The sequence below is a fragment of the Microbacterium sp. MPKO10 genome, from assembly GCF_026107415.2.
Taxonomy (GTDB): domain Bacteria; phylum Actinomycetota; class Actinomycetes; order Actinomycetales; family Microbacteriaceae; genus Paramicrobacterium.
In genome coordinates this window covers 436,520-454,922 of sequence record NZ_JAPCHX010000002.1, presented here as the reverse complement: position 1 = coordinate 454,922, position 18,403 = coordinate 436,520, and the positions used below count along the sequence as shown (strand labels likewise).

Below are 18,403 nucleotides of genomic sequence, written 5' to 3'. Positions count from 1 at the left end.
GCAGATACAGCAAACGAGCGTACTACTTCTTGCGTGCCACCCGTTTGGCATGCCGGGTAGCGCCGATGGCACCAAGCGTTATTAGTGTACCAGCGCCGAGAAGGAGGGCTGCAGGAACGCTCACGTACCGGAGGGTATCCGCGGTGGGAAGCAACGGATTTGTACTGGGGCTTGCCTTCTCGATCGGCGGCAGGGCCTTGACTTTCGTCTTGTCGACGGGTGGCTCAACATTCTCGGCGTCGGCACGTCTGTTGACCGTGATCCACTCCTCCAGACTGCCCATCGGGTTCGCGTCGACGTTCTCGATGTCTTTGTCGATCGCGTCACCGATGTTCGCGAGGCCGTAACCGTAATCGGAAGACGGAACCTCGTCTCCCTGGCCCTCGGTCGGGTGCGCGGTCTTGATAAGGCGGTTGATGATGTTGTTCGCGTCCATGTCGGGGTAGGCCGAGCGCAGCAGCGCCACCATTCCCGCAACAATCGGTGAGGCGCCACTTGTGCCTGCCCATTGCACGAGGGAGCCATCGGCAGACACACCCGTCAGCTCCTCACTGGGAGCGGAGACGCCGATCGTGATGCCTTCGGTGGATGCTCCCTGGCTAACTTTCGCTGATTTGTCGACCCCAGCGACGGTCAGGACGCCAGGAATCGTTGCGGGCGCGCCGACCATCTCGGTTCCGCTTCCTCGGTTTCCCGCCGCAGCGACGATGATCACGTCATTGTCGTGCGCGTACTTGAACGCTTCATCCCACGAGGGGTCCCACTCTTTCGTGTTCGTCGAGAACGACATGTTGATGACATCGGCACCGTTGTCGACGGCCCAATGGATGCCTTCAGAGACCTGATCGACGAAGGGCACCGTCGCACCACTGGAGGGGAAGCCGATGGAGATCGCAAGCAGCGTGGCCTCGGGCGCAATTCCGATCGGAGAGTCAGCCGAGCCGTTACCACGACCGGCCGCAAGCGAGGCAACCCAGCTGCCGTGGTTCTTCTCTTCTTCGCTGCCCAGCGGGGTGCGACCGTCGGAGGACCCAACGCCGGAAACGTCAGTGCCGCCTGTCACGCCGGCGAAGTCTTTGGGGCCTTTGCCGATTCCGGTGTCCATGACGGCGATGACGGCGCCCTTGCCCTTCGTCGTCTTCCAGGCCTCTTGTACGCCGTAGCCGCTGTCGAGCCAGTACTGATCGGCGCGCGTTCCTGAGAACGCCGCGGCGGGCGACGCGGTGAGAACCAGTAGCGTTCCCGCCGTTGCGACGACGGCGACGGCACGACCGATCACTCCCCTGACGCGTAAGCGATCGCGCATCCGTGGTCGCTGGGTCATCTCAGCACTCCTCTGCATCAAACCATTAGGCAAAACGACGCCATCATCACTCATACTTCCACGAGGAGGTGGGCTTTGCCCATGGGGAGGACTCCACGTTTACCGTTCACGTTCGACGCGTGCCCAATGGCGCCGGGCCCCGATGAGGCCCAGTACGATGAGGGACCCCACGCCCAGAATGAAAGCGGCTGGAACGCTGACGTAGCGCAACGTCTGCTGTGTTGGGAGCAGGGGCGACTCGCTCGCCGTCGCTTCTTTCCTCGAGGGCAGTGCCTTCACCGTCGATGTGTCCTCTGGCGGTGTCACGTCGTCTGCTTCCGCGCGCCTGTTGACCTTCACCCAATCGGCCAGGCTGCCCATGGGGTTCGCGTCGACGGGCTCGATGTCGTCGGTCAATGCCGCGCCGATGCTTGCGAATCCATACCCGTAGTCAGGCGAGGGAACCTCGTCTCCTTGGTTGACAGAGGGATTCGCGGTCTGAATAAGACGGTTGATGATGTTATCCACGTTCATGTCCGGGTACTTCGCGCGGAGCAGAGCCACCATTCCCGCGACGATCGGAGACGCGCCGCTCGTTCCCGCCCATTCCACATGGCTGCCATCGGCACTCACACCCGTGAGTTTCTCGCTGGGTGCCGTGACCGCGATCGTGATGCCGTCCGTTGAAGCTCTGACGCTGATCTCGCCTTGCCTGTCCACTCCACCGACAACGAGAACTCCGGGGATCGTCGCCGGTGCACCGATCACATCCGTGCCGCTGCCCCGGTTTCCTGCTGCTGCCACGACAACGACGTCGTTGTCATACGCATATTGGAAAGCCTCGTCCCAGGAAGGGTCCCACTCTTTGGTGTTTGTCGTGAACGACATGTTGATGACGTCAGCGCCGTTGTCAACGGCCCAATGGATGCCTTCGGAAACCTGGTCGACAAACGAGACCGTGCTGCCGCTCGAGGGGAAGCCGAGAGAGATCGACAGGAGCGATGCCTCGGGTGCGATTCCGAGAAGTCCGTCTGCTGTTCCATCGCCGCGGCCCGCGGCGAGTGAGGCCACCCAGCTGCCGTGATTCTTCTCCATGTCGTCGCCGAGGGGGGTGCGTCCGTCAGAACTTCCAACGCCTGAGACGTCGGTGCCACCAATCACACCGGAAAACTCCTTCGGCCCTTTTTTGATCCCCGTATCCATGACCGCGATGACTGCGCCCTTGCCCTTGGTCACGTCCCAGGCACGCTGAACGCCGTATCCGCTGTCGAGCCAGTACTGGTCGCTGCGGTCAATTGACGCGGCGGCCGCTGGTGCCACCCCGACGCTGAGGAAACCACCTGCGACGGCGAGCACGGCAATGCTGCGTCGCACCCACAGCAGTGTGGGGCGTAGGCCTTTCTGGTTTTTCATCACCCTGTATTTCATCAGCCCTTTCCCGTCGACGCGTCACCTGTGCACGTGCAGGTCTCTGGTGACCATCGTGAGCGCTCGAGCGCACGGTCACCGATCGGATTCACTCCGGGACCCGCGGCCAGTGCGTGCGCGAGCAACGCGTGCAGGCATTTCACCCTCGTAGGCATTCCTCCTGCCGAAATCCCGTCGATCTCTGAGACGTGCGCAATGCTCTCGCGATCTCGGAGGTACGACTCGTGCGCCGCCGCGTAGGCTTCGCGAAGCGACTCGTCCTCTGCAAGCATCTCGTTGTATTCGACCATGACGTGCTCGGCTTCCAGCGCACTCGCCGCCGCTGTCGCTCCCGGGTGGCAGAGATAGTAGAACGTCGGGAACGGCGTTCCGTCTGACAGCCGGGGCCGCGTGGACACCACGGTGGGGCGTCCGCAGACGCAGCGGGCGGCAATGCCGACGACGTCGCGGGCGGGACGCCCGAGCTGTGCCGAGACCTGTGCGATGTCAGCATCCGTCACGGGAGTGAAGGGTGGGGTTGTCACGCTGTCACTTCTTCTCGGTCGAGGTCGGGGTGGGGCTCGGTGTTGACGTCGAGCCTGGCTCATCGCCGCCCGTGTCGTCCTTCACCGGGGTGAATGCGGATGTCATGATCGAGCTCAGCAGCGACGATGCCCAATCGACGTCCGTGGTCGTGAGCTGGTCGCTGATCGGCTCAGACGTATCTGAGAGGAGCGCCTCGTCGAGGTCATTGATGACGATGAAGCTGATCTCGCCGGGGCTGACGTAGAAGAAGCGCTCCCTGGCCTGCGTCTGCACATAGGTGGGATCGTTCCAGCGTTCGCGCTCACGCTGCATGCTCTCGACGTCGCTTTTCTGGTCGGCCACCTGCTGTCTGAGGTCGGCGATCTGCTGCCGTTGCTCGACGAGCGCCTTCAGGTTCGGAGCGAGCACCACGACGCCGAGCACGAGAAGCACCATCATCATGAGCGAGAACCCAGAGAAATGGATGCCGCCGACCCAGCGTCCCTTCTCGGATTGCTCCATCACCACGCTGTCATCACGGCTGCGGCGCGACGCTGTACGACGCGGGTTCGCGGGTCGTCGTGCCATGGCATCCTCCTGGTGAAACGGGAAACGCTCCCGGCGCTGCGCCTCAGCGCGGCACCGGGAGCGTTGTCACGCGAGGTTTTACGCGCTGAAGCGCGGGAAAGCAGAGCGGCCCGCGTAAACAGCGGCCTCGCCCAGCTCCTCCTCGATTCTCAGCAACTGATTGTACTTCGCGACGCGCTCGGAGCGTGCAGGCGCACCGGTCTTGATCTGGCCGGAGTTCGTCGCCACAGCCAGATCAGCGATCGTCGTGTCTTCGGTCTCGCCGGAACGGTGCGACAGGATCGCCGTGTATCCGGAGTTCTGGGCGAGTGACACGGCGTCGAACGTCTCCGTGAGCGTGCCGATCTGGTTGACCTTGACGAGCAGCGAGTTGGCGGCGCCCTTGGCGATGCCGTCTGCGAGGCGCGTCGGGTTGGTGACGAACAGGTCGTCACCGACGATCTGGACCTTGTCTCCGAGTGCCGGTGTGAGGTGGGCGTAGCCCTCCCAGTCGTTCTCGTCGAGTGGGTCCTCGATGGTGACGAGCGGGTAGTTCGCGACGAGTTCCTCGTAGTACGCGGTCATCTCCTCGCTCGTGCGGTCCTTGCCCTCGAAGCGGTACGAACCGTTCTCGAAGAACTCGCTCGAGGCGACGTCGAGGCCCAGCGCAATGTCGGTGCCCGGCGTGAAGCCGGCCTTCTGGATTGCCTCGACGATCAGGTCGAGCGCCGCGCGGTTGTTCTCGAGGTCAGGAGCGAAGCCGCCCTCGTCGCCGAGGCCGGTCGAGAGGCCCTTCGACTTCAGCAGGCCCTTGAGGGCGTGGTACGTCTCGGCACCCCAGCGCAGAGCCTCCGAGAAGCTCGGTGCACCGATCGGCAGGATCATGAATTCCTGGATGTCGACGCCGGTGTCCGCGTGTGCGCCACCGTTGATGATGTTCATGAGCGGCACGGGCAGGACGTGCGCGTTGGGTCCACCGAGGTAGCGGAACAGCGGCAGGTCAGCCGATGAGGCGGCTGCGTGTGCAACAGCGAGGCTCACACCGAGGATGGCGTTGGCGCCGACGCGCTTCTTGTTCTCTGTGCCGTCGACCTCGCGCAGTGCGTTGTCGATGAGGCGCTGCTCTGAGGCGTCGAAACCCTCGATGGCGGGGCCGAGCTCGTCGAGAACCGCGGTCACGGCCGTGCGAACGCCCTTGCCGAGGTAGCGGTCCTTGTCGCCGTCGCGCAGTTCGTAGGCTTCGAACTCACCGGTTGATGCGCCGGAGGGAACCGCAGCACGGCCCACTTCTCCGTCGTCGAGAATGACCTCGACCTCAACGGTGGGGTTGCCACGGGAATCCAGAATCTCTCGGGCGATTGTCGCCTCGATGAATGCCACGGGATGTCTCCTCTATGCCGGAATGTGTGTGTGCATGGAACGTCGTTGGCCCGCGGCCAAGTCTAGCCACACCACGAGCAAAGCTCACGGTCGGCTCAGCCGAGCGGCTTGATCTCCAGGTCCTCGATGCCCGTCGCGTCCGCGGGAACGAGGGCAAATCGTGTGAAGCCCGCGGCCGTGACGCGGTCGAGCAGACCCTTGAGATTCTTCACCCGCTTCTCCAGGCGAACACGGGTTCCGCGCGCCACGAGCTGCGTCTTGAGAGCGACGAGCGCAGCCGGGTCAGCGCCCTTCTCATGCACGAGAACGAGCGCGTCTTCGCGTGTGACAGCATCCGTGTCAATGAGGTCGACGATGCGGTCGAATCCGAGCGATGCGCCCGATGCGGGAACGTCTTGCCCGAGGAAGCGCCCGACGACGCCGTCATAGCGCCCGCCTCCGCCGAGAGAGTAACCCAGTTCTGGGTGGTGGATCTCGAAGATCGGGCCGGTGTAGTACCCCATGCCGCGCACGAGGAACGGATCGAACTGCACGAGCGGCGCAGCACTCGACCCCTCAGCGCCACCTGCTCCGGCGACGGCCGACGAGTGCGCCACGGCCTCACCGATGCTCGCCAGTTCGGCGATGACGTGCTCGTCTACTCCCTCGGGAAGGAGCGCGCGGATCTGCTCGACGCCGAACCCGTTCCGTTCGGCAGTCTCGATGCGCGCGAGGTAGGCCTCGAGCTCATTGATGGCGGATGCTGTCACCGCACGATCGCGCAGCTCGGCGATGACGCCGGAGACACCGATCTTGTCGAGCTTGTCGATTGTGATCAAGACTCCGGGGTGTTCGGCGGGGTCGAAGCCGAACGCGTCGAGCATGCCGGTGAGGATGCGCCGGTCATTGAGGCGGAAGGTAAAGCCGGTGATCCCGAGCTCGCGTAGAGCAGCAGCAGTCGCCGAAATGAGCTCGACTTCGGCGAGCGGGCCCGGCTCGCCGAAGATGTCGATGTCGCATTGCACGAACTGCCGGTAGCGGCCCTTCTGCGGCCGCTCGGCGCGCCACACGGGGGCGATCTGAATGGCACGGAACACCGGCGGCAGCTCGCCGCGGTGGGTCGTGTAGAACCGGGCAAGAGGAACGGTGAGATCGAAACGCAGACCGAGGTCGGCGATGGCTGAGGTATCGCCGGAGTCGGCGGCGGCGCGCAGGTCATCGGCGCTCAGGCCGCGCTTCAGGACGTTGAATGTCAGCTTCTCGTTGTCGCCTCCGAGACCTCCATGCAGACGGCCATAGTCCTCGACGACCGGGGTCTCGATCTCATCGAAGCCGTAACGCGTGTACACGTCGCGGATCTGACCGAGCGCGTATTCACGTTTTGCCTTGTCTGCGGGGAGGTAATCGCGCATGCCGCGCGGAGGTGTCACTGAGGAGGCCATGCGTTCAATTCTGGCACGGTCCGCCGGTTACCCCTGTTCGCGTTCCCGGACCTCGGCGCTGAGGCGTCGCACGGCCAAGCGGAGGGCCCGTTCGGCGTCGAGCCCGCGTTCGTGGGCGTCGCGGACGATCGCGAGAAGCTGGTCGCCGAGCGCGGTCTCGTTTGCATCAGCATCCGGGCTTTGGCCTGCGACAGCATCCGTGCCCGCATCAGCATCCGTTCCTGTAGCGGCGTCCGCCACGGTGCGTGAGCGGGCGTCCCGGCTCACGGTCGCGACAGCATCCGGAGCCCCTGGCATCGACGCGGCGCCAGCGGCTTCGGACGTCGGCGCGAGAACACCGGCCCGTGTGGCACGCCCGATCACCTTGTCGGCGAGCGCGAGAGCAGGCAGTTGGGCGGGGATGCCGTCAAGCGCGCTCGTGCGCGTGCTCTTCTCACGTGCTTTGGCGGCGCTCCAGACCCGGAACACATCGTCAAGTGTCGGTGCAAACTCCTCACCGAAGACATGCGGATGCCGACGCACGACCTTCTCGTGGGCGACACGGGCAACGTCGTCGAACGAGAAGTTCTCGCCCGCGGTGCGTGCCGCGATCTCCGCGTGGAACACCACCTGCCAGAGCACGTCGCCCAGCTCCTCGAGCATCGCCTGCGGGTCGCCCTCCTCGATCGCGTCGACGAGCTCGTAGCTCTCTTCGACGAGGTAGGTGATGAGCGACTCGTGTGTCATCGACTGACTCCACACGCACCGATCGAGCACCTCGGTCATATCGGCGAGAAGCTGCGCCGTGTGCGGAGAATCGGGCAGAGCAGACGACACGTGCCCGTCGATGTCGACCTCGGAACTGCCTGTGCGGGCGACCGTCGTGCCGAGTGCAGTGCCGCGCGTGGAACGCTGCGGCTCTGCGTCAGTCATCGTCACCCCCGAGGAGCGGCGACGTTCGGGCGATGACGCGCCGGGCTATGGCGCTCTTTCCTTCGGTGAACGGCGGGTACACGAGCGAGAGCGTGTCAGGAATCAATCCCTTCGACAGCACAGCCTTCGCGTGACTGAACGTCGTAAACGACAGTTCGCCGTGGTAGGCGCCCATGCCGCTCGCGCCCACTCCCCCGAAGGGCAGATCCGGAACCGTCAGATGCGCGGCGGGCACACCGAACGCGATGGCTCCGGATGAGGTATCGCGCAGAAAGCGCCGTCTGACCGCCGGGTCGTCAGAGAACACGTACAGCGACAGGGGCTTGTCGCGCGCGCTGATGAAACGCACGGCCTCCGTCGCATCGGCCACGTGCACGATCGGCAGAATCGGCCCGAAGATCTCCTCGGTCATGATCGCCGAATCCGGATCGACGCCGTTGATCACCGTGGGGTCAACGTATTGCTCGTCGACGTCGACGCGGCCTCCGATCACGGGATCGTGCCCGTCGAGCAGGTCACGCAGCCTCTCTGTGTGTCGCGTGGTGATGATGCGCCCGTAATCGACGCTGAGCGATGGGTCCTCGCCGTAGAACTCGGCGATTGCCCGGCGCAGATGCGGAATCAGCACGTCTGCTGTGCGTGGCGTCGTGAGCACGTAGTCGGGCGCGACGCACGTCTGTCCCGCGTTCATGAGCTTGCCCCAGACGAGGCGGCGTGCGGCAGCGACAAGGTCAACCGTGTCATCAACGAACGTCGGTGATTTACCGCCCAGCTCCAGGGTGACGGGCGTCAGGTTCTCGGATGCCGCTTTCGCGACGATCCGTCCGACGGCCGTGCTCCCCGTGAAGAAGATGTGGTCGAAGCGCTGAGCGAGTAAGTCGCTCGCGACCGAGACATCGCCTTCCACAACCGTCACGGCGCGCTCGTCGAGGTACACGGGAATGAGCGAGGCGAGCACCTCGCTTGTCGCGGGAGCAAGCTCGCTGGGCTTGAGCACGACGGCATTGCCCGCGGCGAGCGCCCCGATGAGCGGTGCGAGGATCAGCTGCACCGGATAGTTCCACGGCCCCATGATCAGCGCCGTGCCGAGCGGCTCGTACACGGTGCGAGCGGATGCTGGTGCCAGCACCAGCGGAACGGCGACGCGCCGTGGGCGCAGCCAGCGGCGGAGGTGTCGCAGCGTGTGGTCCAGCTCGGTGAGTACGAACCCGATTTCTGTGGTTTGAGCCTCGGTCGCGTGCTTGCCAAGGTCGCGGAACAGCGCGCGCTCGAGAATCTCCTGGTTGTCGAGGATCATCGACCGCAGTGCCTCGAGCTGCTCACGCCGCCAGGCATAGGGCTTCGTCACGCCCCGCTCGAACGCACCACGGACGTGCGTCACGGCAGCGGCGGCATCCGTCGTCTTCGTCGACATGGGCTCCCCCTTTATGCGGTTCGGTTCCGGTTCGTACAACACTACGTGGTGGCCCTGTGCATCACGCGGCCACTCTCCCGTCAACCCAGCCGACCGACACCACCTGGCCTGGCCTTTACGTGTGCTGACCTTGACGGTCTCTGGTCAACACTGTCTCCGGTCTCCACAGGCTCCGGCCCTCACCGTCTCCGGGCGGGCCTCGATCGGGTTCTGTCGCTTTCCTGCCACCTCCCTATACTGGGAGCGGTGCGCCGGGAAGTCTGGTCGGCAATTCCCGTCGTCGACCCCGAAAGGCCGTATGTCACCGTCAGGACGCACCCGAACAATTCTCAGCCGCGGCAGCTTTGCCGAGGTATCGAGGGTCGGCGAGATCCTCCGCACCGAGACCGTGGGCGGTCTCCTGCTCGTCGGCGCGGCCGTCATCGCCATCGTGTGGGCGAACTCTCCCTGGGCCGACAGCTATTTCACAGTGCGCGATATCACGGTTGGCATCCCCGAGCTTCATCTGGAGCTGTCGATCGGGCAGTGGGCGTCAGATGGCCTGCTCGCGATCTTCTTCTTCCTCACCGGACTCGAACTCAAGAAGGAGTTCGTGATCGGCGATCTCCGCTCCCCTGCAACCGCGCTGGTTCCCGTCGCAGCCGCGTTTGGCGGTGTCGCCGTTCCTGCTCTCTTCTATGTCATCGTCAATGCCACCTCACCCAGCGCACTTCAGGGGTGGGCGATCCCGACGGCCACGGACATCGCGTTCGCCGTCGCGGTTCTGGCGATCCTCGGCTCTCACCTGCCCAGCGCGCTGCGCATCTTCCTGCTCACCCTCGCCGTCGTCGACGACCTCATCGCGATCGTCATCATCGCCATCTTCTACGCCGAGGGCTTTGCGCTCACGCCGCTGCTGCTCACGCTCATTCCGCTTGCGGCATACGCTGCGCTCACGCACGTGTTTCCGCGGTTCTTCGGGCGTCACTTATGGGCATCGTGGGTCATTCTTCTTCCGATCGGCGTCGTCGCGTGGGCGCTGCTCCATGCCTCCGGCATCCACGCGACAATCGCGGGCGTCGCCCTCGGGTTCGCCGTACCTGTCCGCCGCCTCGCCAAGCATGGTGGCCCGAATGCCGGTCGCGGTCTTGCCGAGGTGCTCGAGCACCGGCTGCGTCCGATCTCCAGCGGGTTCGCCGTGCCGGTCTTCGCGTTCTTCGCGGCCGGTGTTGCGATCGGCGGTCCTGAGGGTTTTGTCGAGGCTCTCACCGACACGGTAATGATCGGCATCCTTGCCGGTCTCGTCGTCGGCAAGCCGATCGGAATCACGCTCACCACGTGGCTGCTCACACGTTTCACAAAGGCCAGGCTCGATGGTTCTCTCGCGTGGATTGACGTCATCGGTGTCGGGATGCTGGCGGGCATCGGATTCACGGTGTCACTGCTCGTCGCTGAGCTGAGCTTTGGGTACGACAGCCCGCACGGTGACCATGCGAAGATCGCCATCTTCACAGCATCCGTTCTTGCCGCTCTGCTCGCCGCGGTCGTCCTTCGCGCACGCAACAGGCACTACCGTCGCCTCGCTGAACGGGAGACGATCGACGCAGACGAAAACGGCATCCCGGATGTCTACGAGAATCGCGGCGACAATTGACCGGTTCCCCGCCGTTCACACGGGATGACGGGTCAGCGATGCGTCGAATCAGCTCAGCGCGGCGATGAGCTCGGTGTTTCGCTTGACGATCAGGCGACGGAGGTAGGGCACAAGTACGATGCGTTCCGCCAGACGCCCGAAGATCGGCGATGCGAGGGTGAAGGTCGAGGTCATTGCCCCATTCTTCCGTGAAAACTTCCGCTGTCGCCACCGAGGTGCCCAGCTCGATCGCGGCCTCAGCCAGATTCGCTCCGGAGAAAACCAGATCAACGAACGCATCACGCGTCTCTTGCCCGAAACGATTGCCACGATCCGACTTCGACATCAGTACTCCAATCAATCAGAGCATTGCGTCGACCATATGATTCCGCCGCGCTGCCGAGGGGCCGATCGTGGCATCTCACTTTTGAGCAGGGTACCTCCCAGCTACGTACGCAGATACCGAGACCCCGCCCGTGTTCGATCTCCAAAGAACAACTGACGTTGTGAAAAGAGTCGCGTTCGATACACGCAGTAGGGTGTCACCATGGATTGGCGTCATGACCGCATCGGATCAGCAGCCCGGGGCGAGAACCCGACAGTCATCGCAGAACTGACGAGCGGTTTCGCCGTTATCGGCGACGTACAGTTTCTGCCCGGGTATTGCGTTTTGCTCGGGCGCGACCCCCGAGCACGGTCCCTGGCCGACATGCCAAGGCGGGAGCGTGTGCAGTTTCTCGCCGATGCCGATCTTCTCGCAACAGCTGTTGAGCAGTCCTGCCGCGAAATCGACGCGGATTTTCGTCGGATCAACCTCGAGATCCTGGGCAATACCGATGCTTTCGTTCACGCCCACGTGTGGCCGCGCTACCAATGGGAGCCCGAACACCTTATTCCAAAACCCGTCTGGCACTACGACCCATCGAACTGGAGCAACCCGGCGACCGCACTCGGCCCGGAACACGCCCAGCTGCGTTCACGCATCACCGAGACCGTGAGAACGCTTGCGGCACACGACGACGTGCGCATCGGCTGACCCGATCTACGTCGTCGCTGCGCTGTCCGGCTCTTTCGCCTTCACCGGGAAGATCGCGTCAAACAGCTGCTCCACCCAGGCAATCAGGTCGGTGTCAGACAACGATTCGCCGTTCGGCTGCGGAATGGGCACAATGAGGGCGTTCGCCTGGCGCAGCTCTCGCGCCTTCGGGTACATCCGCTTGAGCCGCACCTGAATCGAATCGGGAAGGTCCACCGGCGCGAGGCGCAAGTTCGTGCCCATCGTGATGACCTCAGACAGGTTGGAGCGCTGCGCCCGCTTCCGGAGCCGCGTGACGGCGACGAGGTTCAATGCACGCTCGGGCAGCGGGCCGTAGCGGTCCACGAGTTCATCGATCACGAGGTCGATCTGGTCATCTGCCGCCGTCGGAGCGGCCGCCGCTGACAGTTTCTGATAGGCCTCGAGGCGCAGCCGTTCGCTGTCGATGTAGTCCTCGGGCAGGTTCGCGTCCACGGGGATCTCCAGACGCAGCTCGGTCTGCCCTTCAGCGACATCACCGCGGAATGTGGAGACAGCTTCGCCGATCATGCGCAGGTACAGGTCGAAGCCGACACCCGCAATGTGCCCGGCCTGTTCGCCGCCAAGCAGATTGCCGGCGCCGCGGATCTCGAGATCCTTGAGCGCCACCTGCATTCCGCTGCCGAGCTCGTTGTTCGCCGCGATCGTCTCGAGGCGGTCTTGCGCGGTCTCGGAGAGCGGCTTGTCGCTGTCATAGAGGAAGTACGCGTATGCGCGTTCACGCCCGCGCCCGACACGGCCGCGCAGCTGGTGGAGCTGGCTCAGTCCATACTTGTCCGCCCGGTCGATGATGATCGTGTTGGCGTTCTGAATGTCGAGGCCCGTCTCGATGATGGTCGTGCAGACGAGAACGTCGAATCTGCGCTCCCAGAAGTCGACGACGACCTGCTCGAGCGTCGCCTCAGAGAGCTTTCCGTGCGCGACGGCGATGCGCGCTTCGGGCACGAGTTCTGCCAGCTGGTTCGCGATGCGGGTGATGTTGGCGACCCGGTTGTGCACGAAGAAGATCTGGCCCTCGCGCAGCAGCTCACGACGAATGGCCGCGGCGATCTGCTTGTCGTTGCGGGGCCCCACATAACTCAGAATCGGATGCCGCTCTTCCGGCGGTGTCGCGAGCGTCGACATCTCACGGATGCCGGTGACGGCCATCTCGAGCGTTCGCGGAATCGGCGTCGCGCTCATCGCGAGAACGTCGACGTTCGTCTTGAGCTTCTTGAGAGCATCCTTGTGCTCAACACCGAAGCGCTGCTCCTCATCGACGACGACGAGACCGAGGTTCTTGAATGCAACCTTCGAAGTGAGCAGCCGGTGAGTGCCGATCACAACGTCGACGGTGCCCTGCTCCAGACCCTCGAGAGTTTCGCGCGCCTCTTTGTCCGACTGGAAGCGGCTGAGCTGGCGCAGGTGCACGGGGAAGCCGGCGAAGCGCTCCTGGAACGTCTCACCGTGCTGCTTCACCAACAGTGTCGTGGGCACGAGGATCGCCACCTGTTTGCCGTCTTGCACGGCCTTGAACGCGGCTCGCACCGCGACTTCGGTCTTGCCGAAGCCCACGTCCCCCGACAGCAGACGGTCCATGGGGATCGGGCGCTCCATGTCGCGCTTCACCTCGTCGATCGTGGTGAGCTGGTCGGGTGTCTCCGCAAACGGGAAGGCGTCCTCGAGCTCGCGCTGCCACGGGGTGTCCGGGCCGAAAGCGTGCCCCTTGGCCGCCATTCGCGCCGCGTAGAGCTTGACCAGTTCGACGGCAATGTCCCGCACGGCCTTGCGCGCACGGCTCTTCGCCTGCGACCAGTCGCTTCCGCCCATCTTCGACAGCTGCGGAGCCTCGCCGCCGACGTAGCGGGTGAGCAGGTCGAGCTGGTCGGTGGGCACGAGGAGCTTGTCGCCGGGGTAGCCGCGCTTCGACGGCGCGTATTCAAGCACGAGGTACTCGCGCATCGTCTTCACCGCATTGCGCCCGCCCGTCGACACCTCGCGGCGGGTCATCTCCACGAAGCGCCCGATGCCGTGCGTCTGGTGCACGACGTGGTCTCCCGCCTTCAGTTGCAGCGGGTCGACGACGTTCTTGCGTCGGGTGGCAAGTTTCTTCACCGCACGCGAGTCGTAGCCGACGGAGCGGCCGTAGAACTCGGCCTCGCCAAGCAGAGCGAACGAGACGTCGGCGAGTTCGAAGCCGTTCTCAACGACAGCCTGCACCAGATACACGACGCCGGCTTCGGCAGCATCCGGGATCTCTTCGACGATGCGCGCGGGAACACCGCGTTCGGACAAGACATCGAGGCCGCGTTCGACGAGCCCCTGCCCCTGCGCGGCGACGACGATCGACCAGCCGGCCTTCCGGCGCTCGTCGATGTGCGCGATGGCACCATCAACATTGCCTTGGAAGCTCGGAACCGAATCCGCGGCGACGCGAACCTCCATCAGATCGTCGAGTTCGAGCTCCTCGGGCAGCAGATCATCCGGGCCCTGCTGGAACGGACTGAACGTCCACCACGGGTTCTCTGCCTTCTGCTCCCCCGGGCGTGTGAAGAGAACATCATCGCGCAGCGTGTTCAGCGAGATGAACTCGCCCGCACCGAGGTCGATCGGAGCCTCGGCACCCGCTGTCGCCGCGCTCCACGCCGCCTCGAGGAACTCCCGGTTCGTCTCGGACAGGCTGAGAGACCGGGCGACGACACGCTCGGGCGAGAGCACGGCGACGCCCGTGCCCTCGGGCAGATAGTGGGCGATCGAGACGAGGCGGTCGAGGAGTGCCGGGGCGAGGGACTCCATTCCTTCGACCGGGATGCCCGCTGCCACCTTCTCGAGCATCGTCGAGAGACTGGGAAACTCGGGCAGCATCTCGGTGGCACGCTGCCTCACATTCGCGGTGAGCAGCAGCTCACGGCTGGGTAGCAGTGTGACGTCGTCGTATTCTTCGGTGCTGGAGCGCTGGTCAGACACCGAGAACGGCTTGATTTGGTCGACCTCATCGCCGAACAGCTCAATGCGCACCGGGTGGTCGGCCGTCGTGGGAAAGACGTCGAGGATGCCGCCGCGCACCGCGAACTCACCGCGACGTGACACCAGGTCGACGCGCGAATACGCGAGCTCGACGAGGCGCGTGACGATGTCGTTCAGCTCGTGTCCGCGGCTTCCGGTACGCAGCCGGATCGGTTCGATGGCTGTGAGGTCGTGCGCGATCGGCTGCAGCGCTGCACGCACGGAGGCCACGACGACGAGGGGGCGCTCGCCTGTCCACTCGGCCATGCGCCAGAGGGCGTCGATGCGACGGCCGACGATCTCGGAGCTAGGGCTCAGACGTTCATGCGGCAGTGTCTCCCACGCCGGGAAGGGAACGACTTCGGCATCAGGAAGAAAGCTCGGCAGCGCTTGCTGCACGCTCTCGGACTCTCGGCCCGTTGCCGTCACGACAAGAACGGCCGGCGGTTGGCCCGCGGCCCGACGCCGCTCGATGAGCCCCGCGAGCAGGGGCAGACGCATCCCGTCGATGACGGAGAAATCGGCGTTCTGCCCCGAATACGTGAGCGCTGTTGAGAAGCTGGAGTCGTGGGCGAGAATGCGGCTGAGGCCCTGGAGTTTCACTCGAGCATTCTACGCGGGAGCAAGCGGGTCGCGGGTCACGCGCGCGGTGCATGCACCTTCTGCTGGGCCGCCAGAAGGCCGTCGTCGATGATCAGCATGACCGCGTCGGCAGCATCCGCGATCACGGACGGCAGGTCGGAGCGCTCGGCGGCAGAGAACGAGCGCAGCACGTAGTCGGCAGCATCCTGACGGCCCGGGGGCCGACCGATGCCGACCCTCACACGGGTGAAGTCGGCGGATGCTGCCTTACCGATGTCGCGCAGGCCGTTGTGTCCGCCGTGACCGCCGCCGGTCTTGAGCTTGATCGTGTCGAAGGGAATGTCGAGTTCGTCGTGGACCACGATGAGCCTGTCGACGTCGAGCGAGTAGTACGACAGGAGGGCGGCGACAGGACCGCCCGACGTGTTCATGTAGGACATGCTCTTTGCCACAACGATCTTGGGCCCGCCGGGAGCCGTGCGCCCCTCGGCGACGAGGGCGTGCGCCTTGTGCCGCGAGAAGCCAGTGCCGAGGCGGCGTGCCAGCTCGTCAGCGACCATCTGGCCGATGTTGTGGCGCGTGCTCGCATAGTGGGAGCCCGGGTTTCCCAGTCCCACGACGAGCCAAGTGTCGGCTGCCATTCCTGCCCTCCTCGCAGACAGATCCGGGCCCGCGCCCGCGCTTCCAGGGAAGGCGAGCTGCGAGCCCGGAACTGACGGTGACTACTCTTCGGTCTCGCCCTCGGCAGCGTCGGCCTCGGCAGCGGCTTCTTCTGCTGCCTCTTCCTCTTCCTCCGTGGGAGCACTCGGCACGGTGACCTGTGCGAGGAGCAGGTCTGCCTCTTCGGCGAGTTCGGCGCCCTCGGGCAGCTCGATGTCGCCCGCGAGAACCTGCGTGCCTTCTTCGGCCCCTTCGATCGAGAAGGTCAGGCTCTCGGGGATGTTCGTGGCAGCCACGTTGAGGCGCACGGTGGTGACGTCAACCATGACGATGGTTCCGCTGAAGGACTCGCCCTCGAGGTGGACCGGAACCTCGACGTCAACCCGCTCGCCCTTCTTGATGACGATGAGGTCGACGTGCTCGATGATCTGCGTCACCGGGTCACGCTGAACGTCCTTGACCAGTGTCAGGTGCTTTTTGCCGTCGACGGTGAGCTCGATGAGCGCGTTGCTGCGGCGCAGCAGAAGCATGGTCTCGTGGCCGGGAAGCGTGACGTGCAGGGGGGCTGCGCCGTGGCCGTAGACCACTGCGGGGATCTTGCCTGCGGCGCGGAGCTTGCGCGCCGCACCCTTGCCGAAGGACTCGCGCGCGTCGGCGTCGAGTGTGAGCTGATCAGCCATGGTGATGTCTCCTTGCCGGCGGGGCCGGCTGGTCGGTTGGGCACGGGGCCCAGGTAACGATTGTGGTGTCGACTCGAACGCATGTCAGCGTGAGGACAAGCCTGTGCCCATCCACCGCGTCGATAACGGACACCGTGGTGTCCCTCGCCGAAGTTCAATCCGCAAGTCTACAGCATCAGCGCAGGCTCAGTATTCGCCCGGGCTGCCGCTCTCATCGTCAACGCGTGCGTCGTCGTCTGCATCGCCGCGGGTTGCGTCGTCGACTGCGTTGCGACGGGCTGTGGCATCGTCCGCGGCGTCGCCCGTTTCGTCTCCCAATGCAACTTTCTCGTCGCCGGCAGAAACTCCACCGAGCCGCATCCGGGCCGATCGAGACACCACACGCATGGCAACGCCCGCCACCAACAGGAACACGGCAAGGACGGCTCCGAATCCGCTCACACACCAGAACACGGCTGTCGTCGTCGCCCACACGGGGATGATCGACGCTGTTTCGGTCGTTGCCGATGAGAGGAACAGACCGAGCGCCACCGACATCATGACCCAGAACAGACCGAGCGCGTAGAGCGCCGCCGCCGAGAGACGGCCAGCTGCCGCCACCGCTGTACCCAGTACGGCACCGACGATGACCATGACGACGGGCCCGATCGGGGCGTTTGACACGGCGAACACGCGATATTCAACGATCAGCTCATATCCGCCTGCCCAGACGAATGCCGCTGCGGGAACGCTGAGGATGACGGCCGCCCCCATAGCGATGATGCGACCCAGCTGCGAGACGCGCGAGCCGGAGCGCCGCCGACCGCGGTGCGCGAGTGCTGCCGCGAGAGAGACTCCGCCCAGAACGAGCAGAAATCCGGATGCTGTCGCGAGGCCAGCGACCTCGGCGCCGTCCGGAAACACGACGGCGTAGACGGCCCGCGGCCAATTCACCGGGTGGATGTCGCGGCTGCCGAGCGAGAACGGAATCACGACTGCCAGGAGCGAAACGACGATCTCGGCCGAAGCGACGATCACCATGCCGATCGTCGAGACGACAAGCGTGGCCGCCGAGATTCCGATCAACACGAGTCCTGCCGTGATGCTCACCCAGTCTGCTGTCCCGAACAGGGCATCGCCCGTGCCGCCGTTCGGTACGGACGCTGCACCGGAGTACACGAGACCGAGGCCGAGAAACCGTGCGACGATCGCCACGACGGCGCTCGCGACACGTCGCTGCCACGGAGGGGCGCCCGTCGAGGCGCGCCTGCTCGTGGCAGCATCCGGATTCTCGCTCATGCCACTGAGTGTAGAGGGAACCACCAGCGACATGTCGACAGGCACTCGGGTTCGGTGATCAGCGGTGCGCGATCTCCCGGGCGATCTGTGCCCGCGCCGCTTCGACAACGCCGTCGACGGACTGGTCGATATCGATGGTGATACCGGGTTCGTCGGAATCGAGCGGTTCGAGGGTGTCGATCTGCGAGTCCAAGAGGGTTGTCGGCATGAAGTGGTCGCTGCGGCCCGACATCCGCCGAGCCAAAACGTCATGGTCGCCGGTGAGGTGCACGAACAGGGCATCGGGGGCGGCGTCCAGAATCGCATCGCGATACGCGCGCCGCAGTGCCGAGCAAGCGACGACGGCGCCCTCCCCCGACTCCCCCGAATCGCGCAGCACACGCCCTACCTCGGCGAGCCACGGCCAGCGGTCGGTATCGGTGAGCGGTGTCCCCGCAGCCATCTTCTCGATGTTCGACTCGGGATGCAGCCCGTCCCCGTCGATGAAGGGCACGTCAAGCACCTCGGCGAGCTGCGCGCCAACTGTGCTCTTGCCCGACCCAGAGACGCCCATCACCACAATCTGGGGTGTGTGCCGCGGGCTCGTCGTGGAAGTCATGTCC

16 protein-coding genes are annotated in these 18,403 nt (G+C 64.8%); 2 read left to right on the top strand and 14 right to left on the bottom strand.

Translation table 11 applies throughout. The features are described 5' to 3' along the window. Positions 1 to 22: 22 nt before the first annotated feature. The 8 genes from OK352_RS06675 to OK352_RS06640 form a co-directional block, all read right to left on the bottom strand. The gene (locus tag OK352_RS06675) at positions 23 to 1,324 is read right to left on the bottom strand and encodes a S8 family peptidase (RefSeq protein WP_265140665.1); all 1,302 of its coding nucleotides are present in this window, start codon (positions 1,322 to 1,324) and stop codon (positions 23 to 25) included. Positions 1,325 to 1,423: 99 nt separating this feature from the next. Further along, a complete protein-coding gene (locus tag OK352_RS06670; RefSeq protein ID WP_265140664.1) occupies positions 1,424 to 2,716 on the bottom strand; it encodes a S8/S53 family peptidase in 1,293 nt (430 codons plus the stop codon). A gap of 14 nt (positions 2,717 to 2,730) precedes the next feature. After that, positions 2,731 to 3,255 carry a DUF501 domain-containing protein gene (locus tag OK352_RS06665; protein ID WP_265140663.1) on the bottom strand — a complete coding sequence of 175 codons (525 nt, stop codon included), beginning with the start codon at positions 3,253 to 3,255 and terminating at the stop codon, positions 2,731 to 2,733. A gap of 4 nt (positions 3,256 to 3,259) precedes the next feature. Continuing rightward, positions 3,260 to 3,823 carry an FtsB family cell division protein gene (locus tag OK352_RS06660; protein WP_265140662.1) on the bottom strand — a complete coding sequence of 188 codons (564 nt, stop codon included), beginning with the start codon at positions 3,821 to 3,823 and terminating at the stop codon, positions 3,260 to 3,262. 78 nt (positions 3,824 to 3,901) lie between these two features. Continuing rightward, positions 3,902 to 5,182, bottom strand: a complete 1,281-nt coding sequence (eno, locus tag OK352_RS06655; RefSeq protein WP_265140661.1) for a phosphopyruvate hydratase — start codon at positions 5,180 to 5,182, stop codon at positions 3,902 to 3,904. A 95-nt stretch (positions 5,183 to 5,277) separates the two neighbouring features. Further along, entirely contained in the window at positions 5,278 to 6,603 is a 1,326-nt protein-coding gene (gene hisS / locus OK352_RS06650; protein WP_265140660.1) for a histidine--tRNA ligase, read from the bottom strand. Positions 6,604 to 6,630: 27 nt separating this feature from the next. Continuing rightward, a complete protein-coding gene (locus OK352_RS06645) occupies positions 6,631 to 7,515 on the bottom strand; it encodes a MazG nucleotide pyrophosphohydrolase domain-containing protein (RefSeq protein ID WP_265140659.1) in 885 nt (294 codons plus the stop codon). Next, positions 7,508 to 8,968, bottom strand: coding sequence for an aldehyde dehydrogenase family protein (locus OK352_RS06640; RefSeq protein ID WP_265140842.1), 1,461 nt, complete (start codon positions 8,966 to 8,968; stop codon positions 7,508 to 7,510). The genes OK352_RS06645 and OK352_RS06640 overlap by 8 nt, the downstream gene beginning before the upstream one ends. 259 nt (positions 8,969 to 9,227) lie before the next feature. Between OK352_RS06640 and nhaA the strand changes: the two genes are divergently transcribed. Beyond that, positions 9,228 to 10,562, top strand: a complete 1,335-nt coding sequence (nhaA, locus tag OK352_RS06635) for a Na+/H+ antiporter NhaA (RefSeq protein ID WP_265140658.1) — start codon at positions 9,228 to 9,230, stop codon at positions 10,560 to 10,562. A 48-nt stretch (positions 10,563 to 10,610) separates the two neighbouring features. Here nhaA and OK352_RS06630 read toward each other — a convergent pair whose 3' ends face one another. Continuing rightward, positions 10,611 to 10,736 (bottom strand): hypothetical protein, encoded by a 126-nt coding sequence (locus OK352_RS06630; RefSeq protein WP_265140657.1) that lies wholly within the window; start codon positions 10,734 to 10,736, stop codon positions 10,611 to 10,613. A gap of 352 nt (positions 10,737 to 11,088) precedes the next feature. On the opposite strand from OK352_RS06630, the gene OK352_RS06625 reads away from it, so the two are divergent. After that, on the top strand, positions 11,089 to 11,577 hold the full coding sequence (locus tag OK352_RS06625; RefSeq protein WP_265140656.1) for an HIT family protein: 489 nt from the start codon (positions 11,089 to 11,091) through the stop codon (positions 11,575 to 11,577). Positions 11,578 to 11,583: 6 nt separating this feature from the next. Here OK352_RS06625 and mfd read toward each other — a convergent pair whose 3' ends face one another. From mfd to OK352_RS06600, 5 genes are all read right to left on the bottom strand, one after another. Then, the gene (gene mfd / locus OK352_RS06620; protein WP_265140655.1) at positions 11,584 to 15,204 is read right to left on the bottom strand and encodes a transcription-repair coupling factor; all 3,621 of its coding nucleotides are present in this window, start codon (positions 15,202 to 15,204) and stop codon (positions 11,584 to 11,586) included. 35 nt (positions 15,205 to 15,239) lie between these two features. Beyond that, complete coding sequence (pth, locus tag OK352_RS06615) at positions 15,240 to 15,824, bottom strand: aminoacyl-tRNA hydrolase (protein WP_265140654.1); 585 nt, start codon at positions 15,822 to 15,824, stop codon at positions 15,240 to 15,242. Positions 15,825 to 15,905: 81 nt separating this feature from the next. Continuing rightward, positions 15,906 to 16,523, bottom strand: a complete 618-nt coding sequence (locus tag OK352_RS06610; protein WP_265140653.1) for a 50S ribosomal protein L25/general stress protein Ctc — start codon at positions 16,521 to 16,523, stop codon at positions 15,906 to 15,908. Positions 16,524 to 16,709: 186 nt separating this feature from the next. Next, complete coding sequence (locus tag OK352_RS06605; RefSeq protein ID WP_265140652.1) at positions 16,710 to 17,801, bottom strand: hypothetical protein; 1,092 nt, start codon at positions 17,799 to 17,801, stop codon at positions 16,710 to 16,712. 58 nt (positions 17,802 to 17,859) lie between these two features. Beyond that, a complete protein-coding gene (locus tag OK352_RS06600; RefSeq protein WP_265140651.1) occupies positions 17,860 to 18,399 on the bottom strand; it encodes a gluconokinase in 540 nt (179 codons plus the stop codon). Positions 18,400 to 18,403 lie beyond the last annotated feature (4 nt).

Coding starts and splice junctions, on each gene's coding strand:
- OK352_RS06675 (WP_265140665.1), bottom strand. CDS start 1,324: ATGACCCAGCGACCACGGATGCGCGATCGCTTACGCGTCAGGGGAGTG.
- OK352_RS06600 (WP_265140651.1), bottom strand. CDS start 18,399: ATGACTTCCACGACGAGCCCGCGGCACACACCCCAGATTGTGGTGATG.
- OK352_RS06670 (WP_265140664.1), bottom strand. CDS start 2,716: ATGAAAAACCAGAAAGGCCTACGCCCCACACTGCTGTGGGTGCGACGC.
- OK352_RS06660 (WP_265140662.1), bottom strand. CDS start 3,823: ATGGCACGACGACCCGCGAACCCGCGTCGTACAGCGTCGCGCCGCAGC.
- OK352_RS06605 (WP_265140652.1), bottom strand. CDS start 17,801: ATGAGCGAGAATCCGGATGCTGCCACGAGCAGGCGCGCCTCGACGGGC.
- hisS (WP_265140660.1), bottom strand. CDS start 6,603: ATGGCCTCCTCAGTGACACCTCCGCGCGGCATGCGCGATTACCTCCCC.
- OK352_RS06630 (WP_265140657.1), bottom strand. CDS start 10,736: ATGACCTCGACCTTCACCCTCGCATCGCCGATCTTCGGGCGTCTGGCG.
- OK352_RS06645 (WP_265140659.1), bottom strand. CDS start 7,515: ATGACTGACGCAGAGCCGCAGCGTTCCACGCGCGGCACTGCACTCGGC.
- OK352_RS06625 (WP_265140656.1), top strand. CDS start 11,089: ATGGATTGGCGTCATGACCGCATCGGATCAGCAGCCCGGGGCGAGAAC.
- nhaA (WP_265140658.1), top strand. CDS start 9,228: ATGTCACCGTCAGGACGCACCCGAACAATTCTCAGCCGCGGCAGCTTT.
- OK352_RS06610 (WP_265140653.1), bottom strand. CDS start 16,523: ATGGCTGATCAGCTCACACTCGACGCCGACGCGCGCGAGTCCTTCGGC.
- pth (WP_265140654.1), bottom strand. CDS start 15,824: ATGGCAGCCGACACTTGGCTCGTCGTGGGACTGGGAAACCCGGGCTCC.